A 23,265-nucleotide genomic window follows, 5' to 3' on the forward strand; every position below is an offset into this window, starting at 1 on the left:
ATCAGTCGTAGCGATCGCGTTCCTCGTGGGCCACCCGGTCGCCGTACCGATCGACCAGCGGCCGGTAGGCGTCGCCGAGCGCGCGGAGGCACTCGCGGGTCGAGACGTAGCCGAGGTCGTTGGCGACGCGCTCGACCGGGCGACCCTGGAGGATTCGGGCGACGACCAGACGCTCCTCGCGGGCCGAGAGATGGCTACTCTCGGGATCGGTGAGATGGACGAGTGCGAGCCGGCGAAAGGCGTCGGGGTCGATGGCGGCGAGACCCGGCCCATACGCTGCGGCTGCGATCGTCCGCCACTCGTGGGCCGAGAGATCGAGCGGTGTCGTGACGGCGCTCGCAGCCATGACTGTGCGGACGATGTCGGGATCGAGGTCGGCGAGCGAGTCGGTCAGCAGGCCGCCGATCCGTCCGACGAACCACCGAGCGTGGCGGTCGCGGAGAGCGTGGCCAGACTCCGAGAGCGGTGCGAACATGAGCGCGGAGTGTTCGCCGCTGCGGTCGTTGCGGGTGATCGCGAGGTGAACAGGTGAAAAACCGTTGCGAGCCCAGAACCGGACGAGTTGGGGCGTCGCACCGTAGCCGACACCGAGCCAGTCGATTTCGTCGTCCTCGCTCGCCGAACGAATCTCGTCGAGCAGTCGTGAGCCGAGCCCGCGCGATCGAGCGGCGGGATGGGTGGCGATCCGGAGCACGCGCCGGCCGGTCGTGACTCCTGCTTCGAGGTCGCGACATTGGCTGGTGAGCACGTCCGGGAGGAGGTGGCCCTCGATCCGATTTCCTTCGTACACCGAGCGCCGGAGATCGGCAGAAAGGCCGCCTTCGCGGGCGAGCAGCGCGACCGACACCACGTGGCCGTCGTGACACAGCGCGTGCACGGTGACGTTCGGTGCGTCGAGCAGTCGCGCGAGGTCGTTCGGCTCCGTCCGGTAGTGGGCCGCGACGAGGAGTCCGAACGCCTCTCGAAGCTCCACCTCGTCGGCGAGCAACTCGTCGGCCGAGAGGCGTTCGTGGGTCACGGTCTCGGGCGTGGCCTCGGCGACCAGCGACGCGACGGACGGGCGCGCGTCGAGCAGGAGGGCTCGAAAGAGCCATACCTCGATCGGATCGCCGGCGGCGTACCTGATCGGATCGTCGAGACGTTGCTCGGTCACGTCGAACGCGCTTTCGGCGAGTCGGTCCCGAAACCGGACCGAGAACCCCCGCCCCGCCCCCTCGTAGCCGTGGACGGTCGTGACGAACGCCACCGCGGGGGCGTCGAGGAACGTCGCGAGTCGGTCGACGGGCAGTGCGGCGGCCTCGTCGACGATGGCGACGTCAGCGGTAGCGAGCGCTTCGTCTTCGACGGCGGCCGCCGGCTCCGCGAACCGTACCCGCCCGCCACCTGGCGTGTCGAGGCACTGTGGGTTCTCGTCGCGGTCCGTGCCGGCGAGCGCATCGAGGGTTTCGAGGAGTTCGCGCGCCCGCTCGAACACGGCGGCGGCGCTCCGGTAGCTTGGTGCGGTCACGAGAACCTCGTTCCCCTCGGCAGCCAGCGCGCCCGCGGCGAGGCCGGCGGCGCTCGACTTCCCGCGGCCGCGGTCGGCCTCGACGACGAGTGCGTGACCCTGCTCGCGGAGACGTTCGAACACCTGGACAGCGTCGGCTTGGTCGGCCGTGAGACAGGCGTCGTAAGTCGCCTGCGGGAACGAGTGGTCGCTCGGTGGCGCTGGTGGCTGCCGCTCCGTCGCCACCGGTGGGTCGGTAAGACCATCACGCTCGATAGTTCCGGAATCGACATCGACGATCGCGATTCCAGGGTGAGCGCGGAGCGTCTCGACGAGCCAGGTCCGGAACCGACCGCCGACAGCCTCGCCGTCGAACGGTGGGACAGCGAGCGTCTCGTCGAAGCCGTCCCGCCGATCGGGCCACGCATCGAGCGGCGGCGTACAGAGCACGACGAGACCGCCGCCGTCGACCGCACCCACGGTGCGGCCGAGCGCGTTCGGCCGGCACTCGTCGTGACAGTCGAGCACGACCGCCGTTCGAGTTGTTCCGAGGAGCGCATCGGCGCGCTTCGGGGTGACGCGCTCGCAATCGCGGAAATCGGCTCCGTTCGCGGCCTTCGTCGCGACGATCGTCGTCTCGGAGGCGGGAACGCCCGCACCGTCGAGCGCGTCGGTCGCCGCCCGGTAGCTCGCCTCGCGCTCGCCCGCGAGCACGAGCAGCCGGCGCTCGTTCGCGCGGCGGGCTTCGTCGCGGAGCGCGGCCGCGAGGTCGGCGATCATGGGAGATCACGGCGGTGGGACGGTATGGGAACGTCGGTTCCGGCTCGGCGAGTGCTCGAATCCCGATCACCGATAGAACTTATGTCATGGGTCACGAACGCGACGGTAGGATGGACGACCGCGACGGCTCCACTACGTCATCGATCGATCGACTGCGGAGCCGTTTCGGTGGGTCCACCGACTCCGCCGACGAGAACGAGTCGTCGGAGAAATCGGCGTGGCAGCGATACGGATCGTTGCTCCAGATATTTTTCATCCTGGCGGCGGCGTTCGGCGGCGCGATCGTGAGCGTCGCCTCGACCGCGATCGACCGGACGGAGGAGTTCGCCCGGGAGGGCGGTCCCGCACTGCTCGACACTCTCTGGCCGGTGCTCGTCGGCGCTACGCTGCTCGCGGTCGTGGTCTGCGTGGGCGTCGTCGCACTCGGGGTTCGGAACGTGTAGCGTCTGGCGTCGGCTGCCGCGTAGCGATCACTGGAGGCGGGCGTACGCCGAGGCGAACTTCGACTGGTGATAGCCGACGATAGCACCGACGAGGGCAACTTGTGCGAGAACGGCGGAAACTCCCACCGTGCTCAAACCGTACATGAGGGCCAGCAGTGGAACGAGAAGCACTACACCGATCACGAGCTGCTGGCCCAGCGGTGCATCGGCGTACAACTGCCTCGCCTTCCTACCGCGTTTGGTCCGTGCGAGCCACCCGAACAGCGCAACGCCGAACAGCACCCCGCAGAGCAGCGCGAGCAGAAACGCCGGCAGTCCGAACGCATCACCGACGTACTCGTTGACAGTCAGCGCCGCCCAGATGCCCCAGAGCACGACGAAGAAGACGTGCCAGAGTGGACTGTTGCCGAGCGGGAATTTCGGCACTTCGTCGATTCGTGTCGCCATCGGCATGGTGTCGTTCGAGTGAGACGATAGAAAAGCTTTGGGACGGCCTGTCAACGTCCCCGTGCGCCCGGCTCGCACGCCGTGAGCGGTTGAAAGCGTTTTTATGCGGGCCTCCGCTACCCCGCGCTACAACCCGTGCGGGGTTGATGACGCTCCCAGCCTCACAGGACTCTCAGGCCGCCGGCGGGGCGGCCAGTCGGGATCGACGTGGTTCCGGCGAAGGCGGGGGACGAAGAGCCCGCGCACGGGACGGACCAACCAATGTCAGTATACGTCACCTATGACGTCCCGGCGGATCTCGAGGACGACGCCATCGAGGCGCTCGAAGTCGCCCGGGACACTGGAACTGTGAAGAAAGGGACCAACGAGACGACGAAAGCTGTGGAGCGCGACAGCGCCGAACTCGTCTACATCGCCGAAGACGTGAGTCCCGAAGAGATCGTGATGCACCTGCCGGAGCTCGCCGACGAGAAGGAGATCCCCTTCGTGTTCGTCGAGACTCAGGACGACGTCGGCCACGCAGCGGGTCTCGAAGTCGGCAGCGCCGCGGCGGCGATCGTCGACGCGGGCGACGCCGACGAGCAGGTGGAGACGATTACGAGCAAGGTCGAGGACCTCCGATAGGACGATGAGCGCAGAAGGGGAGTCCGACTCCACGCCCGCCGAAGTCATCGAGGTCGTCGGCAAGACCGGGATGCACGGCGAGGCGATGCAGGTCAAATGCCGCATCCAGGGCGGCGAGAACCGGGGACGAATCATCACACGGAACTGTCTCGGCCCCGTCCGCGAGGGCGACGTGCTCCAGCTCAGGGAGACCGCTCGCGAGGCCGACGCCATCGGGGGTCGCTGATGGTTCGCACGCGTTCGTGTGATTACTGCGGTACGGACATCGAACCCGGCACCGGAACGATGTTCGTCCACGTCGACGGGCGCGTCGTGCACTACTGCTCGTCGAAGTGTGAGAACAACGCCGACCTCGGCCGGGCCGCGCGCGACCTCGAATGGACCGCCGAGGGCCAGCGGATGGCGGGCGGCGAGGCCGGCACGGCCGACGAGATCGAGCAGGTCGCGGCCGAGCCGGATGAGGACCAGACCGACACCGTCGCTGACGAGATCGACACGGCACCCGACGAAACCGAGGCCGAGGCGGTCGCCGCAGCGGCGGGCGACGCGGGCTCGCGATCGGGCGAGCCGACAGCCGACACCGACGCCGCCGACGACACCGGGGCCGAGACCGAGGAACTCGACGAGATCGAGGGCCGACCGGCCGGCGGTCGCGAGGACGAAGAGGGAACGACGGCAGCGGCCGATCCCGACGAGGCCGAGGCGACCGTCGATAACGAGGAGACGGTGCGCGATACCGACGACAGTGGCGAGGACGAGGACGAGCAGTGAGTCACCACGACGAGCGGACGTTCGTGATGGCGAAACCCGACGCCGTTCAACGGGGATTGATCGGCGAGATCGTCGCCCGGCTCGAAGGCAAGGGTCTCACGATGGTCGGCGGGAAGTTCATGCGGATCGACGAGGAGCTCGCCCACGAACACTACGCCGAGCACGAGGACAAGCCGTTCTTCGAGGGACTCGTCGAGTTCATCACCTCCGGACCCGTGTTCGCGATGGTCTGGGAGGGCACTGACGCGACGCGCCAGGTCCGCCGGCTGATGGGCGAGACGGACGCGCAGGAGGCTGCCCCGGGAACGATCCGTGGCGATCTCGGCAACGACCTCGGCCACAACCTGATCCACGGGAGCGATCACGAGGACGAAGGGGCCAACGAGCGCGAGATCGAGCTGTTCTTCGAGGAGAGCGAGCTCGTCGACTGGGAGCACGACACCGCGACGTGGGTCTACGAGGACGCGGACGACCACTGACAGTACTGGTGGGGACGTGACCGAACAGTCTCGCCGGTACCGCCAGTAACGAAGACCGATTCATCCGCGACGAATCTCGACGCAAACGAGAACCACAGACCACACACCTCCCCAGCCGACTCCCTCGCTCGCTACGCTCGCTCAGTCATCCCTCGCACGAGTCGTGCGCCTCCGGCGCACTCCCGCGCGCCACCGTAACGGAGAAGCGACGTTCGAACGATGACGGTCGGAGCAAATCACCAACCAGTTCATCACCGTTTTCGCGGCTTTATATCGCGCGCCACGTAGTGACACGCATGGACAGCGATCTCACGCGGCGCGCGCTCGTGGGGGCGATCCTCGCGGGCGGCGTCGGCGCGAGCGTGTTCTCGCCCGTCAGAGGGTATCTCGAACGGTTCGCGCCGCTCTCGGGGTCGGCGTGGGACGCGACCGACCGGCCGGACTCCCGCACGATCGAGGGCCCCTACGGCGCGGCCGAGGTGCGCTACGACGAGTACGGCGTGCCGAACGTCACCGGCGAGAGCGAGGAAGCGCTCTACTACGCGGTCGGGTACGCCCAGGCGCGCGATCGGGCCTTCCAGCTGGATCTCCAGCGCCGACAGATGCGCGGCGAGCTGTCGGCGGTCGTCGGCGAGCAGACCCTCGATTCCGACGAGTTCCGGACGAAGATGGATTTCGCGGGCGCGGCGCAGGTGACGTGGGACTCGCTCGCGGACTCTCGGGCCGGTGCACTCACCGAAGCCTACACCGCGGGCGTCAACGAGATCATGGCGAACGACCCGTCGGCGCTCGAATTTTCCTTACTAGAGTACGAGCCCGACCCGTGGACGCCGGTCGACACGATCTTGATGCAAAAGCAGATCGCGTGGACTCTCACGGGGAGCTTCCGGACGCTCCGGACGTCGCTCGTGGCCGACCGGCTCGGCGGGGAGGTCGCCGAGGAGCTCTACCCGTCGCGGCTCGACCACGAGTCGCCGATCATCCGCGATGGGGGGATCGACCAGGCGAGCCAGCAGGGATCGAGAACGGAGCACGAATCGTCGCCACACACCGTCGATCCCGCGCTCGCCGATTGGTTGAGTCAGTTCGAGTCACCGTCGGGGATCGGCTCGAACAGCTGGGTGGTTTCGGGCGAGCACACCGCGAGCGGCGCGCCGATCGTGGCGAACGATCCCCATCTGAGCCTGATGGCTCCCCCCGTGTGGTACGAGATGAACCTCAGCACCCCGGCAACGAGCGTTCGCGGCGTGACCTTCCCGGGGGTGCCGTTCGTGGTCATCGGCGAGAACGACGCCGGCGCGTGGGGATTCACGAACACCGGCGCGGACGTGATCGACTTCTACCGGTACGACACGCGGAACGGCGAGTATCGATACGAGGACGAGTGGCGCGAGTTCGAGACCGAACAGCGGACGATCGAGGTCGACGGCGGCGAGAACAAGCAGATGACCGTCAGGAAGACCGTCCACGGCCCGGTCATCGAGCGCGAGGGCGAACGGGTTGGAGTCGCGTGGACCGGCCACACCGCGGAGTCGACGCCCCAGGCGATCTATCAATACAGTCAGAGCGAAGGGCTCGACGACATCGTCGAGGCCACACGAAACTTCGACGTGCCGACCCAGAACCTCGTGTACGCAGACCGCGACGGCAACACGCTCTATTACGTCACCGGCAGAATCCCGATCCGCACCACCGACGGCGAAGTGGTTCCGGGGGATCGAATCTTCGACGGCTCCGCTGGCGAGGGCGAGTGGCAGGGGTTCACACCCTTCGGCACCTCCTCGTGGGAGGGGTTCGTGCCGTTCGAGGAGAAGCCACACGTGATGAACCCCGATTACATCGGCACGGCGAACCAGCGAGTCGTGGACGATCCGGAGCACTACATCGCCGAGGCGTACTCCGATCCGTATCGCGGCATCCGGATCTACGACCGGCTCGACCGGCGGGCGCAATCGGACGAGCCGATCGATCCTCAGTTCGTGAAGGAGCTCCAGCGTGACACGCTCGACCTGCGCGCCGAGGCGCTCGTGCCGCTGCTCGTCGAGATCGCGCGCGCGGCGGACGATACGGCCGAAATCGGGCAGTACGTCGACGCGCTCGACGACTGGGATCGCCGAATGGAGCGTGACTCGCTCGCGGCACTGCTGTTCACGCGGTGGTTCGACGAGTACCGAGAGCGGGTCTTCGGCCCGACCTTCGAGGAGCACGATCTCGGTTCGTCGTACTACCCGAACGACTGGGTACTCCAGCATCTCGGTCCCGACAGTCGGTGGTTCGAGGGACGTTCGCGTGCCGGGGTCATGCTTGATGCGCTCGACGCGGCGATCGAGGAGATCGAGGACGCCGAGTACGACACCTACGGTGGGTACAACACCACCGGGGCGATGGATCATCCACTCGGCCTCGACTTCCTCGGCTACCCCGCGCTCCCCACGGACGGCTCGCGCGCGACGGTGAACAACTACGCCGTCGAGAACCCCACGGGGAGCAGTTGGCGGATGGTCTGTCCGATGGACGGCCCCTCTCAGGGGGTGGTTCCCGGGGGCAACTCGGGATCGTACTACTCCGGGCACTACGACGACCAGCTCGAACTGTGGGCCGACACCGAGTACAAGTCGATGAGTCGGGAGATCCGGGGCGAGTCGACGCTCACCTTCGAGCAGGGGGACGACCAGTGAGCCTCACGAACCGGTGGCGGCGGTTCCGGTCGGCCGAGGCCTGGCGGTGGCTGACGATGATCGTCGCCATCGCCGTCGGGCTCGTTGCTGCGTGGGTCCACTGGGCCGGGCTGTTCGTCGGCGGCGCGCTCGTGGGGCTCGCGTCGGCCACCCGTGGCCGCGCGCTGCTCGCTGGCTTCGGGTTCGGCGTGCTCGTCGTGGCGCTGTTCGTCGTGGCGCTGTTCGTCGGCGGCGACCTGACGCAGTACCTCGCGATGGGCCGGATCGTCGCCATCAGTCTCGCCCTCCCGCCCGTGGTGGCGGCGTTCGCGGCGCTCTCGCGGTGGCTGGTGTAGCGCCGGTCAGGCCGTCGTGAGTGAGCTCTCGGTGCGAACGAGAACTGCCACACCCAGCAGTGCTGCGAGCGCGCCGAAGCCGGCGAGCACCGCGAACAGGACCGCCGGCGAGAACGCGGTCAGGATCGCGCCGGCGATGGTCCCGCCGAGCGCGCCGATGCCGAACACGCCGAGGTAGGTGTAGCCGTAGGAGACCCCCCGGGCCTCGGGCGGGCTGAACTCCGCGATCGCGGCCTGGTACAGCGGCTGGACGAAAAACAGGAAGAAGCCGAGCGCGGCTCCCACGACCAGAAGCGGAACGATCCCGATCCGGGCCACCGGGAGGAAGAGCACGGCGAGCACGGCGAGCGCGCCGTAGCCCCCGGCGATCCCCGCCGCGGGCCGGACGTGATCGGTGAGCCGCCCGCCGACGTACTGGCCGAGCACGCCGACCATCAGCAGGCCGGCGTAGAAGTACCGCTCGGGCAGGAGTTCGGAGCCCGCGAACGCGACGGGCTGGAACGCGGGGAACTCGGAGAGGATCTCGGGCAGGAAGGTGAGCACGCCCCGGTAGTAGAGTCCCGAGAGCATCGCCACCCCGAAGACGAGCACGAACACCCCCCCGAACAGCGCCTTCGAGCTGGCGAGGAACTCCCCGAACGACTCGATCCCGCCTGTCGCGGTGCCCGTCTCCGTTTCAGTCGCTTCGTCGTCGGGCGTGCCGCCATCGGTGGCACGGCTCCCGGTGCCGCCCTCGGCTGTGCCGACCGCAGCGGTCTCGTCGATGTCGGCCCGGAGCGCGAACAGCCCCGCGATCAGGGCAGGGATCGCGAGGAGGCCGGCGACAGTTCGCCAGCCGAACGCGAGGAGGGCAAGCGTGGTGGCGAGCGGCCCGAGCGCGATCCCGAGGTTGCCCGCCATCCCGTGGTACGCGAACGCGCTGCCGCGCTCGTGGACGCCCTTGCTGATCAGCGCGAGGCCCGATGGATGGTAGACGCTCGCCGCCGCACCCCAGCAGACGAGGGCAAGTGCGATCACGACGACGCCAGGCGCGAGCCCGAGCAGGAGAAAGGATCCACCCATCCCGAACAGACAGAGCGCGATCGAGGGGGCGCGAGCCGTAGGCGTCGGCGAGCACGCCGGCGAGCAGCGCGCCGAGCCCGAACAGCGCGTAGCCCGCCGACACCACGACCCCGAGCGTGGCCGCGTTGACCGGAAACGTTGCAGAAAGTACCGAGACGGTGTCGAACTCCACGAGCCAGACCGACACGAGGATCGGGATCGAGAGCTCGTAAGTGTGGACCATCGCGTGCGCGCCCATCACGAGGCCGACGATCGTGCGGTCGTTGCCGTTCACACTCGAAATCCTCCGGCGACCGATTTCAACCCGTCGGTCGGGGGGTTTCGTGGGGCCTCGTCACCGCCGATCGGTCGCCCTCGCTCGCACCACGGCCGAGAGAGTGACCGTGCGAGCCGGTCGTCGGCGCTCACCGCGACCACCTCAGTACACGGGATCGTCCGCCGGTCCGTCCCGACGGATTCCGGTGCTCGCGGACACGGTTGTTGGCGTGGCCCTGACCCCGCTGGCCCTCACCATCGAGTAGAGCAGCGTGTCTCGTTCCTGAGCATCGACTTGCAGCGCTATCCGGTAATCCTACCGACGCCAACGGAGATGGATTTATGAAACCCCCCATCCAACCAACAGCATGGCCTCGGAGAACCTGAAAGTGATACTCGGGCTTGCAGCCGTGGTAGTCGGGGCGTTCGTACTACTTGTAGCATTCACCTACCCAACGACGTTTTGCGTGAGTGGGACCGGGATCGAAGAAACCTGCACCACCGACACTATCGCAACGGCAGGCGTCATCGTTGCAGGAGGGATTGGCCTACTCCTCGGAGGAACGGGAATCCGAACTGCTTGGGCGAATTGGTGAAAGCACGACAGAGCAGTAGCAACCATCGAGGCCGGTGGATTTTGGCATAGAGCACTGAAATCCTACTGCGCCTCACTTTTCAGCCCCATCTGAACACCACTGTTCTACCGGCAGAACGCTAATACGGATACAGGAAGATCGTTGTGGTGGCGGCGATGACGAATCACCAACCTCTCTGAGCCCCTTATGATGAGATGGGAGGGTCACTGAGCCGCTACCGCTTCGATTACAAACGAGAATCGCACAGCGGCTTTCATCTGATTCGGGAGCCCTCAGCGGGTTTCTGATGCAACAGCAAGTCAAAGCAGCACAGCACTCCGGCGGACACCCGGAGAGGGCCCGTCGAAATCCCCACTGCTCTCCGAGATCGAACGCAGCCCTGACCTGGACGGCAAGCCGTGCCGCCGTGCACGCTCGAATCGCCTACGAGCAACGAGATCATGCGAACGGTTGCGCGATTTCGAGCACTGTGGTCAGCCACATGGCAAGAGAGACCAGCACAGCAGATAGCTACCAAACAGCCAGAGGATACAGGGATTTCCGTGCAGTACTCCGCTCAAGCGTGCATCAGACAGCCGTCTGGCAAGAACCTCTCGGTCGTCTCTGTCGAGTAGATCGCGGTTCGGCGCGTCCACGGGGAGCCACCAGTCATAAGCCGTCGCTCCGCCGATGACACGTCATGACGCCGGCCACCGAATCCGACGAGGCGCTGTTTCTCACGAGCGAGGAGTGTGCAGGGCTCGCGACGCCTGCGGAGTACGTCGCGGCGGTCCGCGAGGGCTACCGCCAGCGGGGCCACGGCGCGCCCGCGGCTCCGCGGACGACGCTCACGAACGACGATCCACCGGGGATGTTGACGGGCTACACCGCGATCCTGCCAGAGACGGGCGCGATGGGCGGGTACACCTACGCCGCGGGCTTCGGCGACCACGACGCTCACTTCATGCTGCCGCTGTTCGACGCCGACTCGGGCGCGCCGCTCGCGCTGCTCGACGGCGCGAGCCTCAACCCCTTCAAAACGGGAGCGGCGGGCGCAGTGGGGGTCGACGCGCTCGCGCGCGAGGACGCGACGACGCTCGCGGTGATCGGCAGCGGCGCGCAGGCCCGCGGCCAGGTCCGGGCGGCGGCCACGGTCCGCGAGTTCGAGACCGTGAACGTCTACTCGCCGACCCACGAGCATCGCGAGTCGTTCGCCGCGACGATGAACGAACGACTCGACCCGGCGGTGGCCGCGGTCGCCTCCAGCGCCGCCGCGGTCGAGGACGCAGACGTGGTCATCACCGCGACGAATAGTTCGGAGCCGGTGTTCGACGGCGACCTCCTCGAAACCGGCGCGCACGTCACCGCGATGGGCCAGTACAACCCGGAGAAACGCGAACTCGATGCGACGACCATCCAGCGCGCGAAATACGTCCCCGACCTCCGCGAGCGCGTGATGCAGGACGCGGGTTCGTTCATCCACGCGGTCGAGGAGAGCGTCGTCAGCGAGGACGCGATCCACGCGGAACTCGGCGAAGTGGTTGCCGGCGAGGCTCCGGGTCGTGAGGCCGACGAGGAGATCACGGTGTTCGACTCGGGCGGGACGGGCATCGAAACCGTCGCGGCCGCCCACCTGCTCTACGAGACGGCGCACGAGAAGGGGCTGGGGACGCCGATCGAGTTCTCGCCGGCGAGTCAGGCGCTTACTGGGGAATGAGGGGATGGCGGGACTATTTCACAAGAACGAGAACTGTCCCGACTGACAACAGAATTGACACTGAAACACCCCAGATTCGAAGCGCTCGGTTGAGTGTACTATTGTCCCTCCAATGATATCCCACGAGCAAGCTTATACCACAAAAAATGCCACCGGCGTATCCGCTAATCAGTCCAATCGTGAATACCGACGCTGAAAACGGGAGTCCTTGTTCTACCAACCCATCCAAACTGCTCAGAACATCCGGAGTCACTCGCAACGCGAGCACGAGAATCAAAACGCCGAGAGCCGCACCCCCCCCCAAGAGTCCGGTCGCATGGTATATTTCTCAGCCATTCGAGTAGCACGGATATAGCTTGCGCAGGATGGAAGAAGTCAATCCTCAGACGTACGGTCCGAGACCGACCGCGCGCACCAGCGGGATCCCGGCTGCGAGCGCGCCGAGGAGGTAGCCGCCGACCGCGCCGCCATTGAGAAGCGGAAGACCGGCGTGTGCGCGGCCCTGCATCACGAACCAGAGCAACGCCACGAGGCCACAGATCGTCCCGATCATCGCCGTGAGTGCGGGCAGAGTGAGCGCGAACCCGGTGACGAGCGGTGATGCGGGCGCGAACACGGCGGCGCTCGCCACCATCACGCCCGGCATCACCGCGTCGCCCAGACCGACGAACAGCGCCTCGCGCTCGTCGAGGCCCGGCCGCTCGGCCGCGTCGTCACCGTCGCTGTTGGCGTCCGCTGTCTCGTCGGTGGCTGCGTCGTCGCCGCCGTCGGACTCGCTTCGCTCACGGCCTTGCCGTTCGCTGTTTCGAGGCGCTCCCTCCGGTCGCACCTCGCCTCGCTCGTCCGACGAGGCGAGCCTCGTTTCGCTCGGCTCGCCGCCGTCCGCTTCGACGGCCCGTCCGTCAGAATCCTCCGCGGTCGAAGGGCTCTCGTCGAGAAACGAATAGGAGAGTGTGAGCGGGATCACGAGGACGACCGGGAGTTTGAGGTCCATCACACCGTCGGCGAGCGCGAGCATGTGTTCGGTGCCGTACACCGAGATGGCGTCGTAGACCGCGAGCGCGACCAAGAGTACGATCGCGGGGAGGAGGCCGAAGCTGATGCCGAACAGTGCGGCCGCGCCCGCACCCATCACGATCCCGGCGGCGTCGATGACGTACCACTCCGGGTAAAAGAGGAGTGCGCCCGCGAGCAGGCCCGCGGCGGCGAGCGCGAGCGGCGAGGTCGCGATCCCGGCGACCGACCAGCCGAGGGGTGCGGGCAGGAGCACCGAGAAGACATAGAGCGAGACGAACCCGGCCGAGAGGATCACGAATCCCCGAAGTACCCAGTCCGCGCCGAGTTTGATCGTTCCGAGCATCACTGCTGTGGCGACGAGGATCGCACCGAGATAGATCGCGCTGTTCGCCGGGTTCGAGGGGTTCTCGACCGCACGGTAGCCCGCGGATTCGAACGGGCCGACGAGCGCGAGCGCGCCCACCTGGACCGCGAGAAAGATCGCGATCGTGGCCGCGCCGGCCGCGACGACCCGCCTGCGCTGGTGCATGGGCCACTCACTCCCGGCGCACCCTTCGGGGTTTCGTTGCGGGCTCGCGGGAATGAGTGTTCGAACGCCGAGCGATGCGAAGAGTTAGGCGGTCGCACACCCTCATTCGGGGAAGGATCGAAGAGTCATGAACCTCCGTTCGTCACGGCCGGCGACGCTCGTCCGGGCGACGATCGCCGAGATCCGCGAGAACCATCTCACCTTTCTGGCCGGGAGTCTCGCCTTCTACGCGTTCGTCTCGCTGGTGCCGCTGTTCGTGCTGGCGTTCGTCGCGGCGACGGTCGTCGGCGGCGAGGCGTTCGCGACGCGGATCACCGAACTCCTCGAATCGACGCTGACCGAGAGCGCGCGCGACCTGCTCGCGGACGTGCTGACCGATCCCTCGGGCCAGACCGGCGCATCGGTGATCGGACTCGTGACGCTGCTGTGGAGCGCACTCAAGCTGTTCCGCGGGCTCGACATCGCGTTCGACGCGATCTACGGCGTGCGGCGGCCGAAATCGTTGCTCGCCCAGCTCCGCGACGGGGCGATCGTCCTCCTCGGCGTGGGGCTCGCGGTCGGCGCGATCGTGCTCACCAGTGCGGCGCTCGCGCTCCTTCCCACGATTCCCTACGTCGAGGGGTTCCATCCGTTGCTTCTCGTGGTTGGGCTCTCGCTCACCTTCCTGCCGCTGTACTACTTCCTGCCGGACGTCGACGTCTCGGTCGTCGAGGTGTTGCCGGGAACGCTGCTCGCGGCACTCGGCTGGACCGTGACCGAGTTCGCCTTCCAGCTCTACGTCGCCTACGCCGGCCAGTACGCCGCCTACGGCGTGATCGGTGGCGTTCTCCTCGTGCTGCTCTGGCTCTACTACAGCGGCCTCGTGCTCCTGCTGGGCGCGGTCGTGAACGTCGTGCTCGCGGGCCGATCGGGGTTTCTCGACGACGAACGCGCGCCGCTCGATGCGTCCCGTGCTCCCGACACCGCTTCCGACGGCGGGCGGTGGCGGTGGTGAGCGCGCCTTCGGCGCGCGAGCCTCACTGGACCGGAGGTCCAGCGGTGGTGAGAGAAGCTTCGCTTCTCGAACGTCGGAAGACGAGCGGAGCGAGTCTTCCGGAAATGAGCAGGCCTCCGGCCTGCGAGCCTCGTCGGGCGAGCGAAGCGAGTCCGGCGGTGGTGAACGTCTCAACCGAGAACGCGAACACAGAACCGCAGGACGCCGTACACTACCAGCGCCCAAAACAGCAGTTCGGCCATCCGATTCGCGGCCACGAACCCATCGAACCCGAACGCGAGCGTCATCGCCAGCACCGCCAGAGCGGTCACGACACCCGCCGCGACACGACGATCGCGCAGGACTGCCATTTCGTCCCCTCTCCAGCTCCGATCGGAAGTCAGTATCGCTCGGACGAGCTATCGACCCTCATCAGTCACTCGGCGTAGAGTCGACTGCCGAGCAACAACGCCGGCTCGTTTCTGGGATCGACCGCGAGATACGGCCGCTCGACCGGTCCAAATACGTCGACCACTTGGCCCACGGTCGAGAGCTCCTGATCGCTGAGCTCGGTCCCGATGTCGGGATGAGTCTCGTCGGGACAGCGGACGATCGCGAGTCCCTGAGCGACCCGGACGACCTCGCCGGCGCGTTTCATTCCCGGAGGACGGCGACGTACGCCGCGACCGCCTGGAGGAGATCGGACTTGCCGGCGTCGTCGGCGTTCTCGATCAGGACTCGCCCCCGAGGTTCGTACTCGCGCGGGTAGGTCTTCTCGCGCTCGATCACCACGTCGTAGCCGACCTGGCCAGCGGCGCGCGCGATCTCGTCGACCGTCGGTGCCGGGACCGCCGCCGACCGGGGGACCCGCCGGCCCTCGCTCCGGCTCAGCTCCCGATCGAGGTAGGCGGGCCAGATGACGTTCTCGACCATGCCGCGTCTTTCCCCCGGCCCCGCGTAAACGTCTTCGGTCCGGGCTGGTTCGGCTCCAGCTTCGAGCGGGTCGGGACGTTATCGGTGTTCCTGCTCTCCGCCGTCGGTGATTCGGCCGGAGCAGGTGGGTGGTGGATCGACCGTCTGCTTGAACTTCCTGAATCGGAGTCCGGACTCCTCGTCGATGTAGATCTGGATGTACTCGTAGTTGCTACAGCGAGCTATTTCCCACGTGAACGTCTCGCTCGCGCCGGATTCCGTTTCGGCTCGGATTCGGTAGCTGCCCTGTTTCGTTATCGGGTTGTCCACGCGCGTCGAGGAGTCGGCGTCGAGATCGAAGGTGTCGTCGAGCAACGCCGAGCCGTTTTTCGTGATCGAAACAGAGAGCGAGTGGGATGCGTCGTCGTCGTTCCAGAGGACGAACTTACCCACGTACCGGGCGTCACCGACGGTGGTCTGTGGGCCGGGAGGTGCAGTCGGCTCCGTCGTTTCGGTCACCGTGGGGTCGATTTCAGCCGTTTCGCCGTCGGTCGTCGCGTCCAGGGTCGTCTCGTTCGGGGTGGTCGATCCGTCTCCGACGGAAGTCGTGGTCCCCTCGGTCGTTTCGGTGTCGGTGGCGGCGGACGTGTTCGCAGCCGTTTCCGACGTGGACTGGATATTACCGGTCGTGGTGGTCGGTGATGACGATTCGTCGCCCGACCGTCCCGCGTTCGTGCATCCGGCCACGAGAGCGGTCGCGCCGAGAGCCGCTCTGCGAACGAAGCGCCGACGGCTCTCGTCCATGTCGTTCGTGGCGAACGGGGCGACAAGTGCTTTGTGGGGGCGATCGATTCGCCCCGCGCCAGACGATCCGCGGTCCGCTACCGGCCGCCACGTTTCGCTCGTCGGCGGTCGTGAGAGCCCGATCGAGTTCGGACGTCCCCTCTCGACAGCACCGCCTCGCACCTTCCGGAAAGCGGTCCGCCCGTCCGCTGGCTATTAGTCGGTCGGTCCCGACGACCGCGTATGAACCGTGTCGCGGCAGTCGGGAACCGTGCCGACCGGGCGCTTGCAGTGGCAGGCGAAACCGTCGCGCTCCCGCGTCGCGTCGACACCCCCACCCATGGTTGAGGCGATCGTCGGCATCGCGGTGCTCGGCCTGATCCTCGGGCTCCTCGCGTGGCGGATCCACGTGAACCGGGCGACAGCGCCGCCCGAACCGGCCCGCCCGGACGGTGGTGAGCGTGCCGACGGTGGCTACCTCCCCGCGAACCCCACCACCGAGGCCGGCACGGAGACCGCGGCAAAGTCGGCGGGGATCACGCGCTGGCTCACGACTGTCGATCACAAGGACATCGGGATCATGTACATCGTCTTCGGGACGATCGCGGGGCTGTGGGGCGGCACCGACGCGATGATGATCCGGACCGAGCTCCTCACCCCCGAAGCCGACATCTGGACCGAGGCGACCTACAACGCGCTCTTCACGACCCACGGGATCACGATGTTGATCCTCTTTGTCACCCCCGTGTTCTTCGGCCTCGCGAACTACTTCCTGCCCATCCTGATCGGGGCCGACGACCTCGCCTTCCCGCGACTCAACGCGCTCGGCTTCTGGCTGTTGCCGCCCGCACTGATCCTCATTCGGGGCGGGCTCGTCATCAACGTCTTCGCGAAGTTCCTCGGCGTCTGGATCCCCGTGGAGGCGATCGAGTTCCTGTTCGCGATCAAGCCTCCCGAGATCGGGTGGTATCTGTACACACCGCTGTCGATCCAGTCGCCGAACCCCCAGGTGGATTTCTTCCTGCTCGGCCTCCACCTGAGCGGGATCGCGACCGTGCTCGCCTCGATCAACTTCATCGTCACCGTGTTCGCCGAGCGCGGCGAGGGCGTCTCGTGGGCCGACCTCGACCTGTTCACGTGGACGCTCGTCACGACGGCGGGGATCGCGCTGTTCGCGTTCTCGCTGCTCGGCAGCGCGATCGTCATGTTGCTGCTCGATCGGAACTTCGGCACGGCCTTCTTCACACTCGACGGCGGCGGGCCGATCCTCTGGCAGCACATCTTCTGGTTCTGGGGCCACCCCGAAGTGTACATCCTCGTCCTCCCCGGGTTCGGGCTGATGAGCTACATCCTCCCGAAGTTCGCCGGACGGACGCTGTTCGGCCGAACCTACGTGATCTACTCGACGTTCGCGATCGGGGTGCTCTCGTTCGGGGTGTGGGCCCATCACATGTTCTCCACGGGGATCGATCCGCGGATCCGCGCGAGCTTCATGGCGGTCTCGCTCGCGATCGCGATCCCGAGCGCGATCAAGGAGTTCAACTGGATCACGACGATCTGGAAGGGGCGAGTCAGGCTAACCGCGCCGATGATCTTCTGTGTCGGCGGGCTCAGCACGTTCGTGATCGGCGGCATCACGGGGGTGTTCCTCGCCTCGATCCCGGTGGACCTGCTGTATCACGACACCTACTACGTCGTGGGACACTTCCACATGATCCTGATGGGCGTCATCCCGTTCATGATGATGGCGGCGAGTTACTACTGGTTCCCGATCCTCACCGAGCGGATGTACGACCGGCCGCTCGCCCGGTTTCAGGCCGTGCTGATGGTGGTCGGCGTGATCGTGACCTTCGGCGCGATGCTCATTACTGGTGCGCTCGGGCTGCCGCGGCGGTTCGCGAGCTACCCCGCGGAGTTCGCGCCGCTGATGGAGATCACGACGATCGGGGCGTACGTCGTCGGGATCAGCGTAATGTTGTGGGTGTGGAACATGCTCAAATCCTACTTCTGGGGCTCGCGGATCACCGAGGCCGACGTCTGGGATCTGAAGGAGGTCGGCCAGTTCACTCGCGAGTGGCAGCACTTCGAGGCGCAGCTCCGCGAGCGCTACGCGACCGATGGTTCGGGTACGCCGAGCGAGTCATCCGGGAGTGAGAGCGAGAGATGAGCAGCGACGACGAACTGGAGGGTAGCGACGAGAAGGACCTGCGAGAGCACTTCGCGCCGGTCGCGCGCAGCGCCCGGCGGGCGGTCACGAGCCGAACCCTTCAGGTCTACACGATCGCGTTCGTCGGCGTGGTGGTCCTCTCGGCCAGCATCGGCCCCACCGTCGTCGGTGCGTACGCGGTGTTTCAGGAGGACTTCGACCTGTGTAGCGATCCGTACATCGAGGTCCTGCCGCCGGAGGACACCGAGGCGGTCGACGCCGGAGCGGAACCGCCGGAGTTCGAGCGGCTCGACTTCGCGGCGCTGACCGCCGACGAACAGCGTGCGTTCCGCGCGGCGCTCGACGAGGCGAGCAACGAGCACCCGATCGAGGGGGAGAGCGTCGAGCACCTCGACGCGTTCCGCGACGGCGTCCTCGTCGAATACGAGGGCGCTGAATACTACGTGGCGATCACCTCCAACAACGAGTGTGTGACGGCTGGCGCGGTCCGCTTCCCGCTCTCGATCGCGGGCCTCGTGATCGGTAGCGGGATGGTCGTCGCGCCGGAGCTACAGCGCCGCTTCGGCCGAAAGGAGGACAAAGGTAATGAGTGAGTACGAGATCCACCGACCGAGCTTTTCGGGCACGACGCGAAACGACTGGGAGTTCCCCTCCGAGGTGGACTTCGACACCGAGGACCTCCCCGCGGCCGCCGATCGCTTCCTGCTCTCGAAATCCGGGTTCGACGAGCCCGGGGCGTTCGAGGACCTCGCGCTGCCGGTGGTCACCTCGCGGGGCGAACTCAGCTACAACGCGCTCTGGGCCGCGAAACGAGGCCCGTACAGCGTCGAGCGGATCGACGGGCTCGACGCCGAGACCAGACAGGAAGTCGAGGAACTCGTCGACGACCTCGGCCACGAGCACTTCGGGGGGTTCGACGACGTCACGCTACCCGCCGCACGGAGGGAGATCGCGCTCTCGAACGATGAACTCGACGAGGACGACGAAGGCATCGGCGGGTTCGTGACGGCAGGTCACGCGACGCCGACCCCGACGCGGGCCGCCATCGGCCTTCTCGCTCTCGTCGGGGCGTCCGTCGCGATCGATCGGCTCCGGCGCTGATTCACCCGTCCACCACCGATCACGGTCGATGGCTCGACGGGTCGAGTCGTCGTCCCGGGGCGTGTCTCGCGCTGGGCGGTCACTGGAACGTCGTCCCGACGAAGGCGACCTCGACGCGCGGCTCGGCGTACTCGAAGACGAGGCCGAGCACGAACCCGTAGAGACACTGGCCGACGAACGTGAGCACGAGAAAGAGCAGGAGCTCGATGCCGGTCTGACCCGAGTAGAAGGCGATCGCGAACCCGGACCAGCCGATCGCCGCGAACGTGATCCCGCTGACTGCCATCCGCCAGCCAGGCAGGTAGTGATGGAGCGAGGCGAAGAGGAACGGCCACGTCGTCATCCCGCCAGCGACGAAGATCGCGAAGCCGACCCGCGGGTTGCCCTCGCCGACGATCGGATCGCCGATCCCGGCGAGCCCCGCGAGTTCGCCGAACTGAGTCGGCTCGAACGCACCGAGGACGACCGCGAGGGCGAGCAGCGCCGAGAACGCGAGGGTGCCGAGCCCGCCCGCGATCGCACCCACGAGCCCGCCGACGACGATCCGCCGGAGGTCGGTGAGCGCCTCGCCCTCGGATTCGCCCGTCACCCACTCGATGAACCCGCCGGCGTCGACCATGCCCGTGGGTTCGCCCCCCGGGCGCAAAAAGACTCCCACCGCGCACTCCTCACGGCCTCCGTTCTGGCATCCCCGGCACCGACGGCCGCCGTCAGTAGATACTTGTGCGCGCCAGGCGATGATCGCCCAATGGCACGCAGGCGCGCGACAGTCGGGGGAGCGCTCGCCGCCGCGCTGGTGCTCGCCGTCGAACCGGCCGCAGCCCAGTCGATCAACCGGGCGCTGATCCAGAACCTGAATCGCCAGCTCCTCTACGTCGCCGCCCCGCTCGCGATCCTCGTCGAGACCATCCTCTTTTACGCGGTCTGGCGGTACCGAGACAACCACGACCCCACCCCCACGAAGGAGAACCGCTCGCTCGAAATCACGTGGACCCTCGCGACCGCGATCGTCCTGCTGTTCGTGGGGTTCGCGTCGTTCAACGTCCTGTTGAGTCCCTACATCTCGCCGAGCTACGGCGACGCGAGCGTCCAGACGAACGCCTCGGAGCAGGCCCTCCAGGGCGCGGTCGTGCCCGACGATCCCGACGCGATCGAGGTCGAGGTGGTCGCGTACCGCTGGGGCTGGGAGTTCGTCTACCCCGAGGCGAACGTCTCCACGCAGAACACGTCGGTGATTCCGGCGAACACCGACGTCTACTACCACATCACCGCGCGGGAGGTGATACACGCGTTCCATGCACCCGAACTCGGCCTCAAACAGGACGCGATCCCCGGCCAGTACAACACCATCCGAACGAGCGTGGGCGCGACCGGCGAGTACCGGGTCTACTGCTCGGAGTTCTGCGGGGCGGGCCACTCCCGGATGTACGCGAACGTCACGGTCAGAAGCGAGGAGCGATATCGGGCGTGGCTCGACGAGCAGCGATCCGGAAACGCCACCGGGTCGGCCGACTCGTCGAACGCGACGAGTTCGCAGAGGGCAGCGCAGCGCGCACCCGTCCAAGTGGGGGACGACGGTCGGTCTTCCACCAGTCACGCGCCAGCGGAACCCGCGACGGCGGCGAGGCCGTGACGCGATCGACGCCTGGACGCCTCAGAACCCGGCGACCGTGCCGTCCTTCCGCGGTTCGGTCGCACCCGAGAGCACCCCATCTTTGTTTCTCGCGATCTGCGCGCCGCCGAACAGCGTCGGCGCGAGCACGCGGACGTCGTGGCCCATTCGAGTGAGCTTCGTCGCGAGATTGCCGTCGATCCGGCCCTCGACCGCGAGCGAGCCGTCCTCGCGGTAGCGCCATCGGGGGCGATCGAGCGCGGCCTGGAGCGGCAGGTCGTGATCGACGAGATTGCTGACGACCTGGACGTGACCCTGGGGCTGCATGTACCCACCCATCACGCCGAACGCCGCCCAGTCGTCTTCCTGGGTATCGGGCGCGAGATCCACGATGCCGGGGATCAGCGTGTGAAACGGTCGCTTCTCGGGTTCGAGACTGTTCGGATGGTCCGGATCGAGCGAGAACGACGCGCCGCGGTTCTGGAGGGCGATCCCGGTGTCGCCAGCGACGAGACCGGAGCCGAACCCGGCGAACCGGGAGTTGATGAACGAAACCACGTTGCCCGCGTCGTCGGCGACGCAGAGCAACACGGTGTCGGAATCCTCGGCGCGCGCGTCGGGGACGCCGAAGCTCACGTCGCTCGCGGTCGCGTCGACGTCCGCGGCACGCTGCCGCGCCCACTCGCTGGAGGCGAGCGGCGGGACGTCCTCGTAGGTGGGGTCGGTGACGTAGCGGTGGCCGTCGTGGAACGCACGCTTCGTGGCCTCCGCGAAGTAGTGGACGCGCTCGGGCGAGTCGATGGGGTGTTCGCCCGCGCCGACTGCCGCGGCGACGTTGAGCGCTTCGAGCGCGATCAGTCCCTGATTGTTCGGCGGGAGCTCGTACACCTCCGCGCCGTTGTACCGCGTCGAGACGGGATCGGGGAACTCGGGTTCGAAGCCCGCGAGGTCCTCGCGGGTGAGGAAGCCGCCCTTCGCCTGAACCTCGCTCGCGATTTGTTCGGCGATCTCGCCCTCGTACACGGCGTCAGCGCCCCGTTCGGCGATCGTCCGAAGACTCTCGCCGAGATCGGGGAGGCACATGCGCTCGCCGACGCCCGGAGCTTCGCCGTCCTTCAGATAGGCGTCGGCGGCGTGCTCGTCGGTGAACAGGTCCTCTGCGGCCTGCCAGTGGTGGGCGATGACCTCCGAGACGGGGTAGCCCTCGGTGGCGTAGCCGATCGCGGGCTGGAGCACCTCGGCGAGCGAGCGGCGGCCGTGGCGCTCGACGGTCGCCTCCCAGCCCCGTGCGGTGCCGGGCACGGTGACGGCGTGGGGGCCGAGAAACGGCATGCCGAGTTCGTCGGCGGCGTCGCTGTCATCGACCGCGTAGCCGCGCTCGCTGGGGTACCACTCCGAGGGATCGTCGTGCTCGCGGATCGCGGCACGGACGTTTTCGATGGTCGCCTCGCGTGGCGCGCCGCCGCAGGCTCGCATCGCGCCGGTCTCGCCGTCGGCGGTTCGGTAGAGCGCGAACGCGTCGCCGCCCAGTCCGGTGCTCGTCGGCTCGACCACGTTGAGCGCCGCGGCGGTGGCGACGGCGGCGTCGAAGGCGTTGCCGCCCTCACGCAGGATCTCGACGCCGGCCTCCGCGGCGAGCGGCTGACTGGTGGCGACGACGCCGCGCTCGGCATACACGGTCGATCGGCGCGACGTGAACCGGTCGAGGTCGGGCGCTGGCATTACGGGTCCTTACACCGAGACCAGCCTAAAGGACCCACCGGACACATTCGGGGTGAACGTTATCGGCCGACATATCGTCGGACCGAGCATGACGTTCTCGATCTGTGTTCGCGAGACGACTGGCGCGGGAACGACCTTCGGCGTCGGCGTCGCGACCGACGCACCGGCGGTCGGCGCGTTGGCACCGCACGTCAGCCACGACGGTGTCGTCAGCACCCAGAGCTTCGTCAACGTGCGGCTGGGCCGGCGCGGCGTCGCGCTGCTGCCCGATCTCGGCGTCGACGACGCACTCGACGGACTGCTGGCCCGCGACGATCACGCCGACCTCCGGCAGGTCCACGGGCTCGACGCGCGCGGCAACGCCCACGCCGTCTCCGGCGAGGGATGTGAGGGGTGGTTCGGCCACCAGGTCCACGCCGACCGCGGCGTCACCGTCGCCGGGAACATGCTCGTCGGCGGGGATACCCTCGATGCGCTCGTCGAGACGTTCACCGAGCGGGATTCCCACGATGACGTGGTCGCGAAACTGATCGACGCGCTCGCGGCGGGCAAGGCAGCCGGCGGGGACAAGCGAGGCCACACCTCCGCTGCGGTCGCGGTGAAGGCCCCCGAAACCACGGCGTACCACGATCTCCGGGTCGACGCCCACGACGAACCGATCGCGGAGCTCCGGCGAGTGTACGAAACGGCGAAGGCGGCCAGCGACGGGTTCAGCGAGTCCTCGAAGGACCGGATCTTCGACTGACGGGGCTCCGGAACGGGGCCGGGCAGTGCTCACCGTGCCGGAACCGATCGAA

Annotated in this window: 24 protein-coding genes and 1 pseudogene; 15 read left to right on the forward strand and 10 right to left on the reverse strand. The window is 67.4% G+C overall.

What is annotated here, in order from left to right:
• Position 1 precedes the first annotated feature (1 nt).
• On the reverse strand, positions 2 to 2,266 hold the full coding sequence (gene tmcA, locus TX76_RS04415) for a tRNA(Met) cytidine acetyltransferase TmcA (protein WP_049899526.1): 2,265 nt from the start codon (positions 2,264 to 2,266) through the stop codon (positions 2 to 4).
• A gap of 110 nt (positions 2,267 to 2,376) precedes the next feature.
• On the opposite strand from tmcA, the gene TX76_RS04420 reads away from it, so the two are divergent.
• Positions 2,377 to 2,709, forward strand: coding sequence for a hypothetical protein (locus tag TX76_RS04420; protein ID WP_049899529.1), 333 nt, complete (start codon positions 2,377 to 2,379; stop codon positions 2,707 to 2,709).
• Between the two features lie 27 nt (positions 2,710 to 2,736).
• On the opposite strand, the gene TX76_RS04425 is transcribed toward TX76_RS04420, so the two are convergent.
• Positions 2,737 to 3,156: a hypothetical protein gene (locus TX76_RS04425; protein WP_154018998.1), complete on the reverse strand. Its 420-nt coding sequence runs from the start codon at positions 3,154 to 3,156 to the stop codon at positions 2,737 to 2,739.
• A gap of 261 nt (positions 3,157 to 3,417) precedes the next feature.
• Here TX76_RS04425 and rpl7ae point away from each other — a divergent pair, with 261 nt between their 5' ends.
• From rpl7ae to TX76_RS04455, 6 genes are all read left to right on the forward strand, one after another.
• Positions 3,418 to 3,780: a 50S ribosomal protein L7Ae gene (gene rpl7ae / locus TX76_RS04430; protein ID WP_049899534.1), complete on the forward strand. Its 363-nt coding sequence runs from the start codon at positions 3,418 to 3,420 to the stop codon at positions 3,778 to 3,780.
• A gap of 4 nt (positions 3,781 to 3,784) precedes the next feature.
• A complete protein-coding gene (locus TX76_RS04435; protein WP_049899536.1) occupies positions 3,785 to 4,006 on the forward strand; it encodes a 30S ribosomal protein S28e in 222 nt (73 codons plus the stop codon).
• Positions 4,006 to 4,551: a 50S ribosomal protein L24e gene (locus TX76_RS04440; RefSeq protein ID WP_049899539.1), complete on the forward strand. Its 546-nt coding sequence runs from the start codon at positions 4,006 to 4,008 to the stop codon at positions 4,549 to 4,551. The genes TX76_RS04435 and TX76_RS04440 overlap by 1 nt, the downstream gene beginning before the upstream one ends.
• Entirely contained in the window at positions 4,548 to 5,030 is a 483-nt protein-coding gene (gene ndk / locus TX76_RS04445; protein ID WP_049899543.1) for a nucleoside-diphosphate kinase, read from the forward strand. Before TX76_RS04440 ends, ndk begins: the two co-directional genes overlap by 4 nt.
• A 296-nt stretch (positions 5,031 to 5,326) precedes the next feature.
• Positions 5,327 to 7,708, forward strand: a complete 2,382-nt coding sequence (locus TX76_RS04450) for a penicillin acylase family protein (RefSeq protein ID WP_049899546.1) — start codon at positions 5,327 to 5,329, stop codon at positions 7,706 to 7,708.
• Positions 7,705 to 8,043, forward strand: a complete 339-nt coding sequence (locus tag TX76_RS04455; RefSeq protein ID WP_049899549.1) for a hypothetical protein — start codon at positions 7,705 to 7,707, stop codon at positions 8,041 to 8,043. Before TX76_RS04450 ends, TX76_RS04455 begins: the two co-directional genes overlap by 4 nt.
• A 6-nt stretch (positions 8,044 to 8,049) precedes the next feature.
• On the opposite strand, the pseudogene TX76_RS04460 reads toward TX76_RS04455, so the two are convergent.
• Positions 8,050 to 9,379, reverse strand: a pseudogene (locus TX76_RS04460) (MFS transporter).
• Between the two features lie 349 nt (positions 9,380 to 9,728).
• Here TX76_RS04460 and TX76_RS17485 point away from each other — a divergent pair.
• Positions 9,729 to 9,956: a hypothetical protein gene (locus tag TX76_RS17485; RefSeq protein WP_154018999.1), complete on the forward strand. Its 228-nt coding sequence runs from the start codon at positions 9,729 to 9,731 to the stop codon at positions 9,954 to 9,956.
• Between the two features lie 679 nt (positions 9,957 to 10,635).
• Positions 10,636 to 11,652, forward strand: a complete 1,017-nt coding sequence (locus tag TX76_RS04465) for an ornithine cyclodeaminase family protein (RefSeq protein WP_049899552.1) — start codon at positions 10,636 to 10,638, stop codon at positions 11,650 to 11,652.
• A 382-nt stretch (positions 11,653 to 12,034) separates the two neighbouring features.
• Here the strand turns inward: TX76_RS04465 and TX76_RS04470 are convergent, their stop codons facing one another.
• Positions 12,035 to 13,198 (reverse strand): presenilin family intramembrane aspartyl protease PSH, encoded by a 1,164-nt coding sequence (locus tag TX76_RS04470; protein ID WP_049899554.1) that lies wholly within the window; start codon positions 13,196 to 13,198, stop codon positions 12,035 to 12,037.
• 127 nt (positions 13,199 to 13,325) lie between these two features.
• Between TX76_RS04470 and TX76_RS04475 the strand changes: the two genes are divergently transcribed.
• Positions 13,326 to 14,192 (forward strand): YihY/virulence factor BrkB family protein, encoded by an 867-nt coding sequence (locus TX76_RS04475; RefSeq protein ID WP_049899557.1) that lies wholly within the window; start codon positions 13,326 to 13,328, stop codon positions 14,190 to 14,192.
• A gap of 170 nt (positions 14,193 to 14,362) precedes the next feature.
• Here TX76_RS04475 and TX76_RS04480 read toward each other — a convergent pair whose 3' ends face one another.
• The 4 genes from TX76_RS04480 to TX76_RS04495 form a co-directional block, all read right to left on the reverse strand.
• On the reverse strand, positions 14,363 to 14,542 hold the full coding sequence (locus tag TX76_RS04480) for a hypothetical protein (protein ID WP_049899559.1): 180 nt from the start codon (positions 14,540 to 14,542) through the stop codon (positions 14,363 to 14,365).
• 65 nt (positions 14,543 to 14,607) lie between these two features.
• On the reverse strand, positions 14,608 to 14,829 hold the full coding sequence (locus tag TX76_RS04485) for an H/ACA ribonucleoprotein complex subunit GAR1 (protein WP_049899563.1): 222 nt from the start codon (positions 14,827 to 14,829) through the stop codon (positions 14,608 to 14,610).
• Positions 14,826 to 15,104, reverse strand: a complete 279-nt coding sequence (gene srp19, locus TX76_RS04490; RefSeq protein ID WP_049899564.1) for a signal recognition particle subunit SRP19 — start codon at positions 15,102 to 15,104, stop codon at positions 14,826 to 14,828. Before srp19 ends, TX76_RS04485 begins: the two co-directional genes overlap by 4 nt.
• A 78-nt stretch (positions 15,105 to 15,182) precedes the next feature.
• Positions 15,183 to 15,887 carry a hypothetical protein gene (locus TX76_RS04495; RefSeq protein ID WP_049899567.1) on the reverse strand — a complete coding sequence of 235 codons (705 nt, stop codon included), beginning with the start codon at positions 15,885 to 15,887 and terminating at the stop codon, positions 15,183 to 15,185.
• A gap of 319 nt (positions 15,888 to 16,206) precedes the next feature.
• Between TX76_RS04495 and TX76_RS04500 the strand changes: the two genes are divergently transcribed.
• Genes TX76_RS04500 through TX76_RS04510 form a run of 3 tightly spaced genes read left to right on the forward strand, consistent with a single transcriptional unit; the run spans position 16,207 to position 19,134 of the window.
• A complete protein-coding gene (locus TX76_RS04500; RefSeq protein WP_049899570.1) occupies positions 16,207 to 18,033 on the forward strand; it encodes a cytochrome c oxidase subunit I in 1,827 nt (608 codons plus the stop codon).
• Positions 18,030 to 18,626 (forward strand): hypothetical protein, encoded by a 597-nt coding sequence (locus TX76_RS04505; protein ID WP_049899572.1) that lies wholly within the window; start codon positions 18,030 to 18,032, stop codon positions 18,624 to 18,626. Before TX76_RS04500 ends, TX76_RS04505 begins: the two co-directional genes overlap by 4 nt.
• Positions 18,619 to 19,134, forward strand: coding sequence for a hypothetical protein (locus TX76_RS04510; RefSeq protein ID WP_049899576.1), 516 nt, complete (start codon positions 18,619 to 18,621; stop codon positions 19,132 to 19,134). Before TX76_RS04505 ends, TX76_RS04510 begins: the two co-directional genes overlap by 8 nt.
• Before the next feature lie 79 nt (positions 19,135 to 19,213).
• Here the strand turns inward: TX76_RS04510 and TX76_RS04515 are convergent, their stop codons facing one another.
• Positions 19,214 to 19,753 (reverse strand): DUF6789 family protein, encoded by a 540-nt coding sequence (locus TX76_RS04515; protein WP_049899580.1) that lies wholly within the window; start codon positions 19,751 to 19,753, stop codon positions 19,214 to 19,216.
• A gap of 129 nt (positions 19,754 to 19,882) precedes the next feature.
• Here TX76_RS04515 and coxB point away from each other — a divergent pair, with 129 nt between their 5' ends.
• Positions 19,883 to 20,767, forward strand: a complete 885-nt coding sequence (gene coxB / locus TX76_RS04520) for a cytochrome c oxidase subunit II (protein ID WP_079890749.1) — start codon at positions 19,883 to 19,885, stop codon at positions 20,765 to 20,767.
• Positions 20,768 to 20,788: 21 nt separating this feature from the next.
• Here coxB and TX76_RS04525 read toward each other — a convergent pair whose 3' ends face one another.
• Complete coding sequence (locus tag TX76_RS04525) at positions 20,789 to 22,468, reverse strand: gamma-glutamyltransferase family protein (RefSeq protein WP_049899583.1); 1,680 nt, start codon at positions 22,466 to 22,468, stop codon at positions 20,789 to 20,791.
• Positions 22,469 to 22,556: 88 nt separating this feature from the next.
• Between TX76_RS04525 and TX76_RS04530 the strand changes: the two genes are divergently transcribed.
• Positions 22,557 to 23,213, forward strand: coding sequence for a DUF1028 domain-containing protein (locus TX76_RS04530; protein ID WP_049899586.1), 657 nt, complete (start codon positions 22,557 to 22,559; stop codon positions 23,211 to 23,213).
• Positions 23,214 to 23,265: the final 52 nt, after the last annotated feature.

The sequence above is a fragment of the Halococcus agarilyticus genome (assembly GCF_000334895.1).
GTDB classification, from domain to species: domain Archaea; phylum Halobacteriota; class Halobacteria; order Halobacteriales; family Halococcaceae; genus Halococcus; species Halococcus agarilyticus.

Bases quoted from the DNA above. Each gene is read 5' to 3' on its own strand.
- tmcA (WP_049899526.1), bottom strand. From the start codon at position 2,266: ATGATCGCCGACCTCGCGGCCGCGCTCCGCGACGAAGCCCGCCGCGCG.
- TX76_RS04420 (WP_049899529.1), top strand. From the start codon at position 2,377: ATGGACGACCGCGACGGCTCCACTACGTCATCGATCGATCGACTGCGG.
- TX76_RS04425 (WP_154018998.1), bottom strand. From the start codon at position 3,156: ATGGCGACACGAATCGACGAAGTGCCGAAATTCCCGCTCGGCAACAGT.
- rpl7ae (WP_049899534.1), top strand. From the start codon at position 3,418: ATGTCAGTATACGTCACCTATGACGTCCCGGCGGATCTCGAGGACGAC.
- TX76_RS04435 (WP_049899536.1), top strand. From the start codon at position 3,785: ATGAGCGCAGAAGGGGAGTCCGACTCCACGCCCGCCGAAGTCATCGAG.
- TX76_RS04440 (WP_049899539.1), top strand. From the start codon at position 4,006: ATGGTTCGCACGCGTTCGTGTGATTACTGCGGTACGGACATCGAACCC.
- TX76_RS04450 (WP_049899546.1), top strand. From the start codon at position 5,327: ATGGACAGCGATCTCACGCGGCGCGCGCTCGTGGGGGCGATCCTCGCG.
- TX76_RS17485 (WP_154018999.1), top strand. From the start codon at position 9,729: ATGGCCTCGGAGAACCTGAAAGTGATACTCGGGCTTGCAGCCGTGGTA.
- TX76_RS04465 (WP_049899552.1), top strand. From the start codon at position 10,636: ATGACGCCGGCCACCGAATCCGACGAGGCGCTGTTTCTCACGAGCGAG.
- TX76_RS04470 (WP_049899554.1), bottom strand. From the start codon at position 13,198: ATGCACCAGCGCAGGCGGGTCGTCGCGGCCGGCGCGGCCACGATCGCG.
- TX76_RS04475 (WP_049899557.1), top strand. From the start codon at position 13,326: ATGAACCTCCGTTCGTCACGGCCGGCGACGCTCGTCCGGGCGACGATC.
- TX76_RS04480 (WP_049899559.1), bottom strand. From the start codon at position 14,542: ATGGCAGTCCTGCGCGATCGTCGTGTCGCGGCGGGTGTCGTGACCGCT.
- TX76_RS04485 (WP_049899563.1), bottom strand. From the start codon at position 14,829: ATGAAACGCGCCGGCGAGGTCGTCCGGGTCGCTCAGGGACTCGCGATC.
- srp19 (WP_049899564.1), bottom strand. From the start codon at position 15,104: ATGGTCGAGAACGTCATCTGGCCCGCCTACCTCGATCGGGAGCTGAGC.
- TX76_RS04495 (WP_049899567.1), bottom strand. From the start codon at position 15,887: ATGGACGAGAGCCGTCGGCGCTTCGTTCGCAGAGCGGCTCTCGGCGCG.
- TX76_RS04500 (WP_049899570.1), top strand. From the start codon at position 16,207: ATGGTTGAGGCGATCGTCGGCATCGCGGTGCTCGGCCTGATCCTCGGG.
- TX76_RS04505 (WP_049899572.1), top strand. From the start codon at position 18,030: ATGAGCAGCGACGACGAACTGGAGGGTAGCGACGAGAAGGACCTGCGA.
- TX76_RS04510 (WP_049899576.1), top strand. From the start codon at position 18,619: ATGAGTGAGTACGAGATCCACCGACCGAGCTTTTCGGGCACGACGCGA.
- TX76_RS04515 (WP_049899580.1), bottom strand. From the start codon at position 19,753: ATGGTCGACGCCGGCGGGTTCATCGAGTGGGTGACGGGCGAATCCGAG.
- coxB (WP_079890749.1), top strand. From the start codon at position 19,883: ATGGCACGCAGGCGCGCGACAGTCGGGGGAGCGCTCGCCGCCGCGCTG.
- TX76_RS04525 (WP_049899583.1), bottom strand. From the start codon at position 22,468: ATGCCAGCGCCCGACCTCGACCGGTTCACGTCGCGCCGATCGACCGTG.
- TX76_RS04530 (WP_049899586.1), top strand. From the start codon at position 22,557: ATGACGTTCTCGATCTGTGTTCGCGAGACGACTGGCGCGGGAACGACC.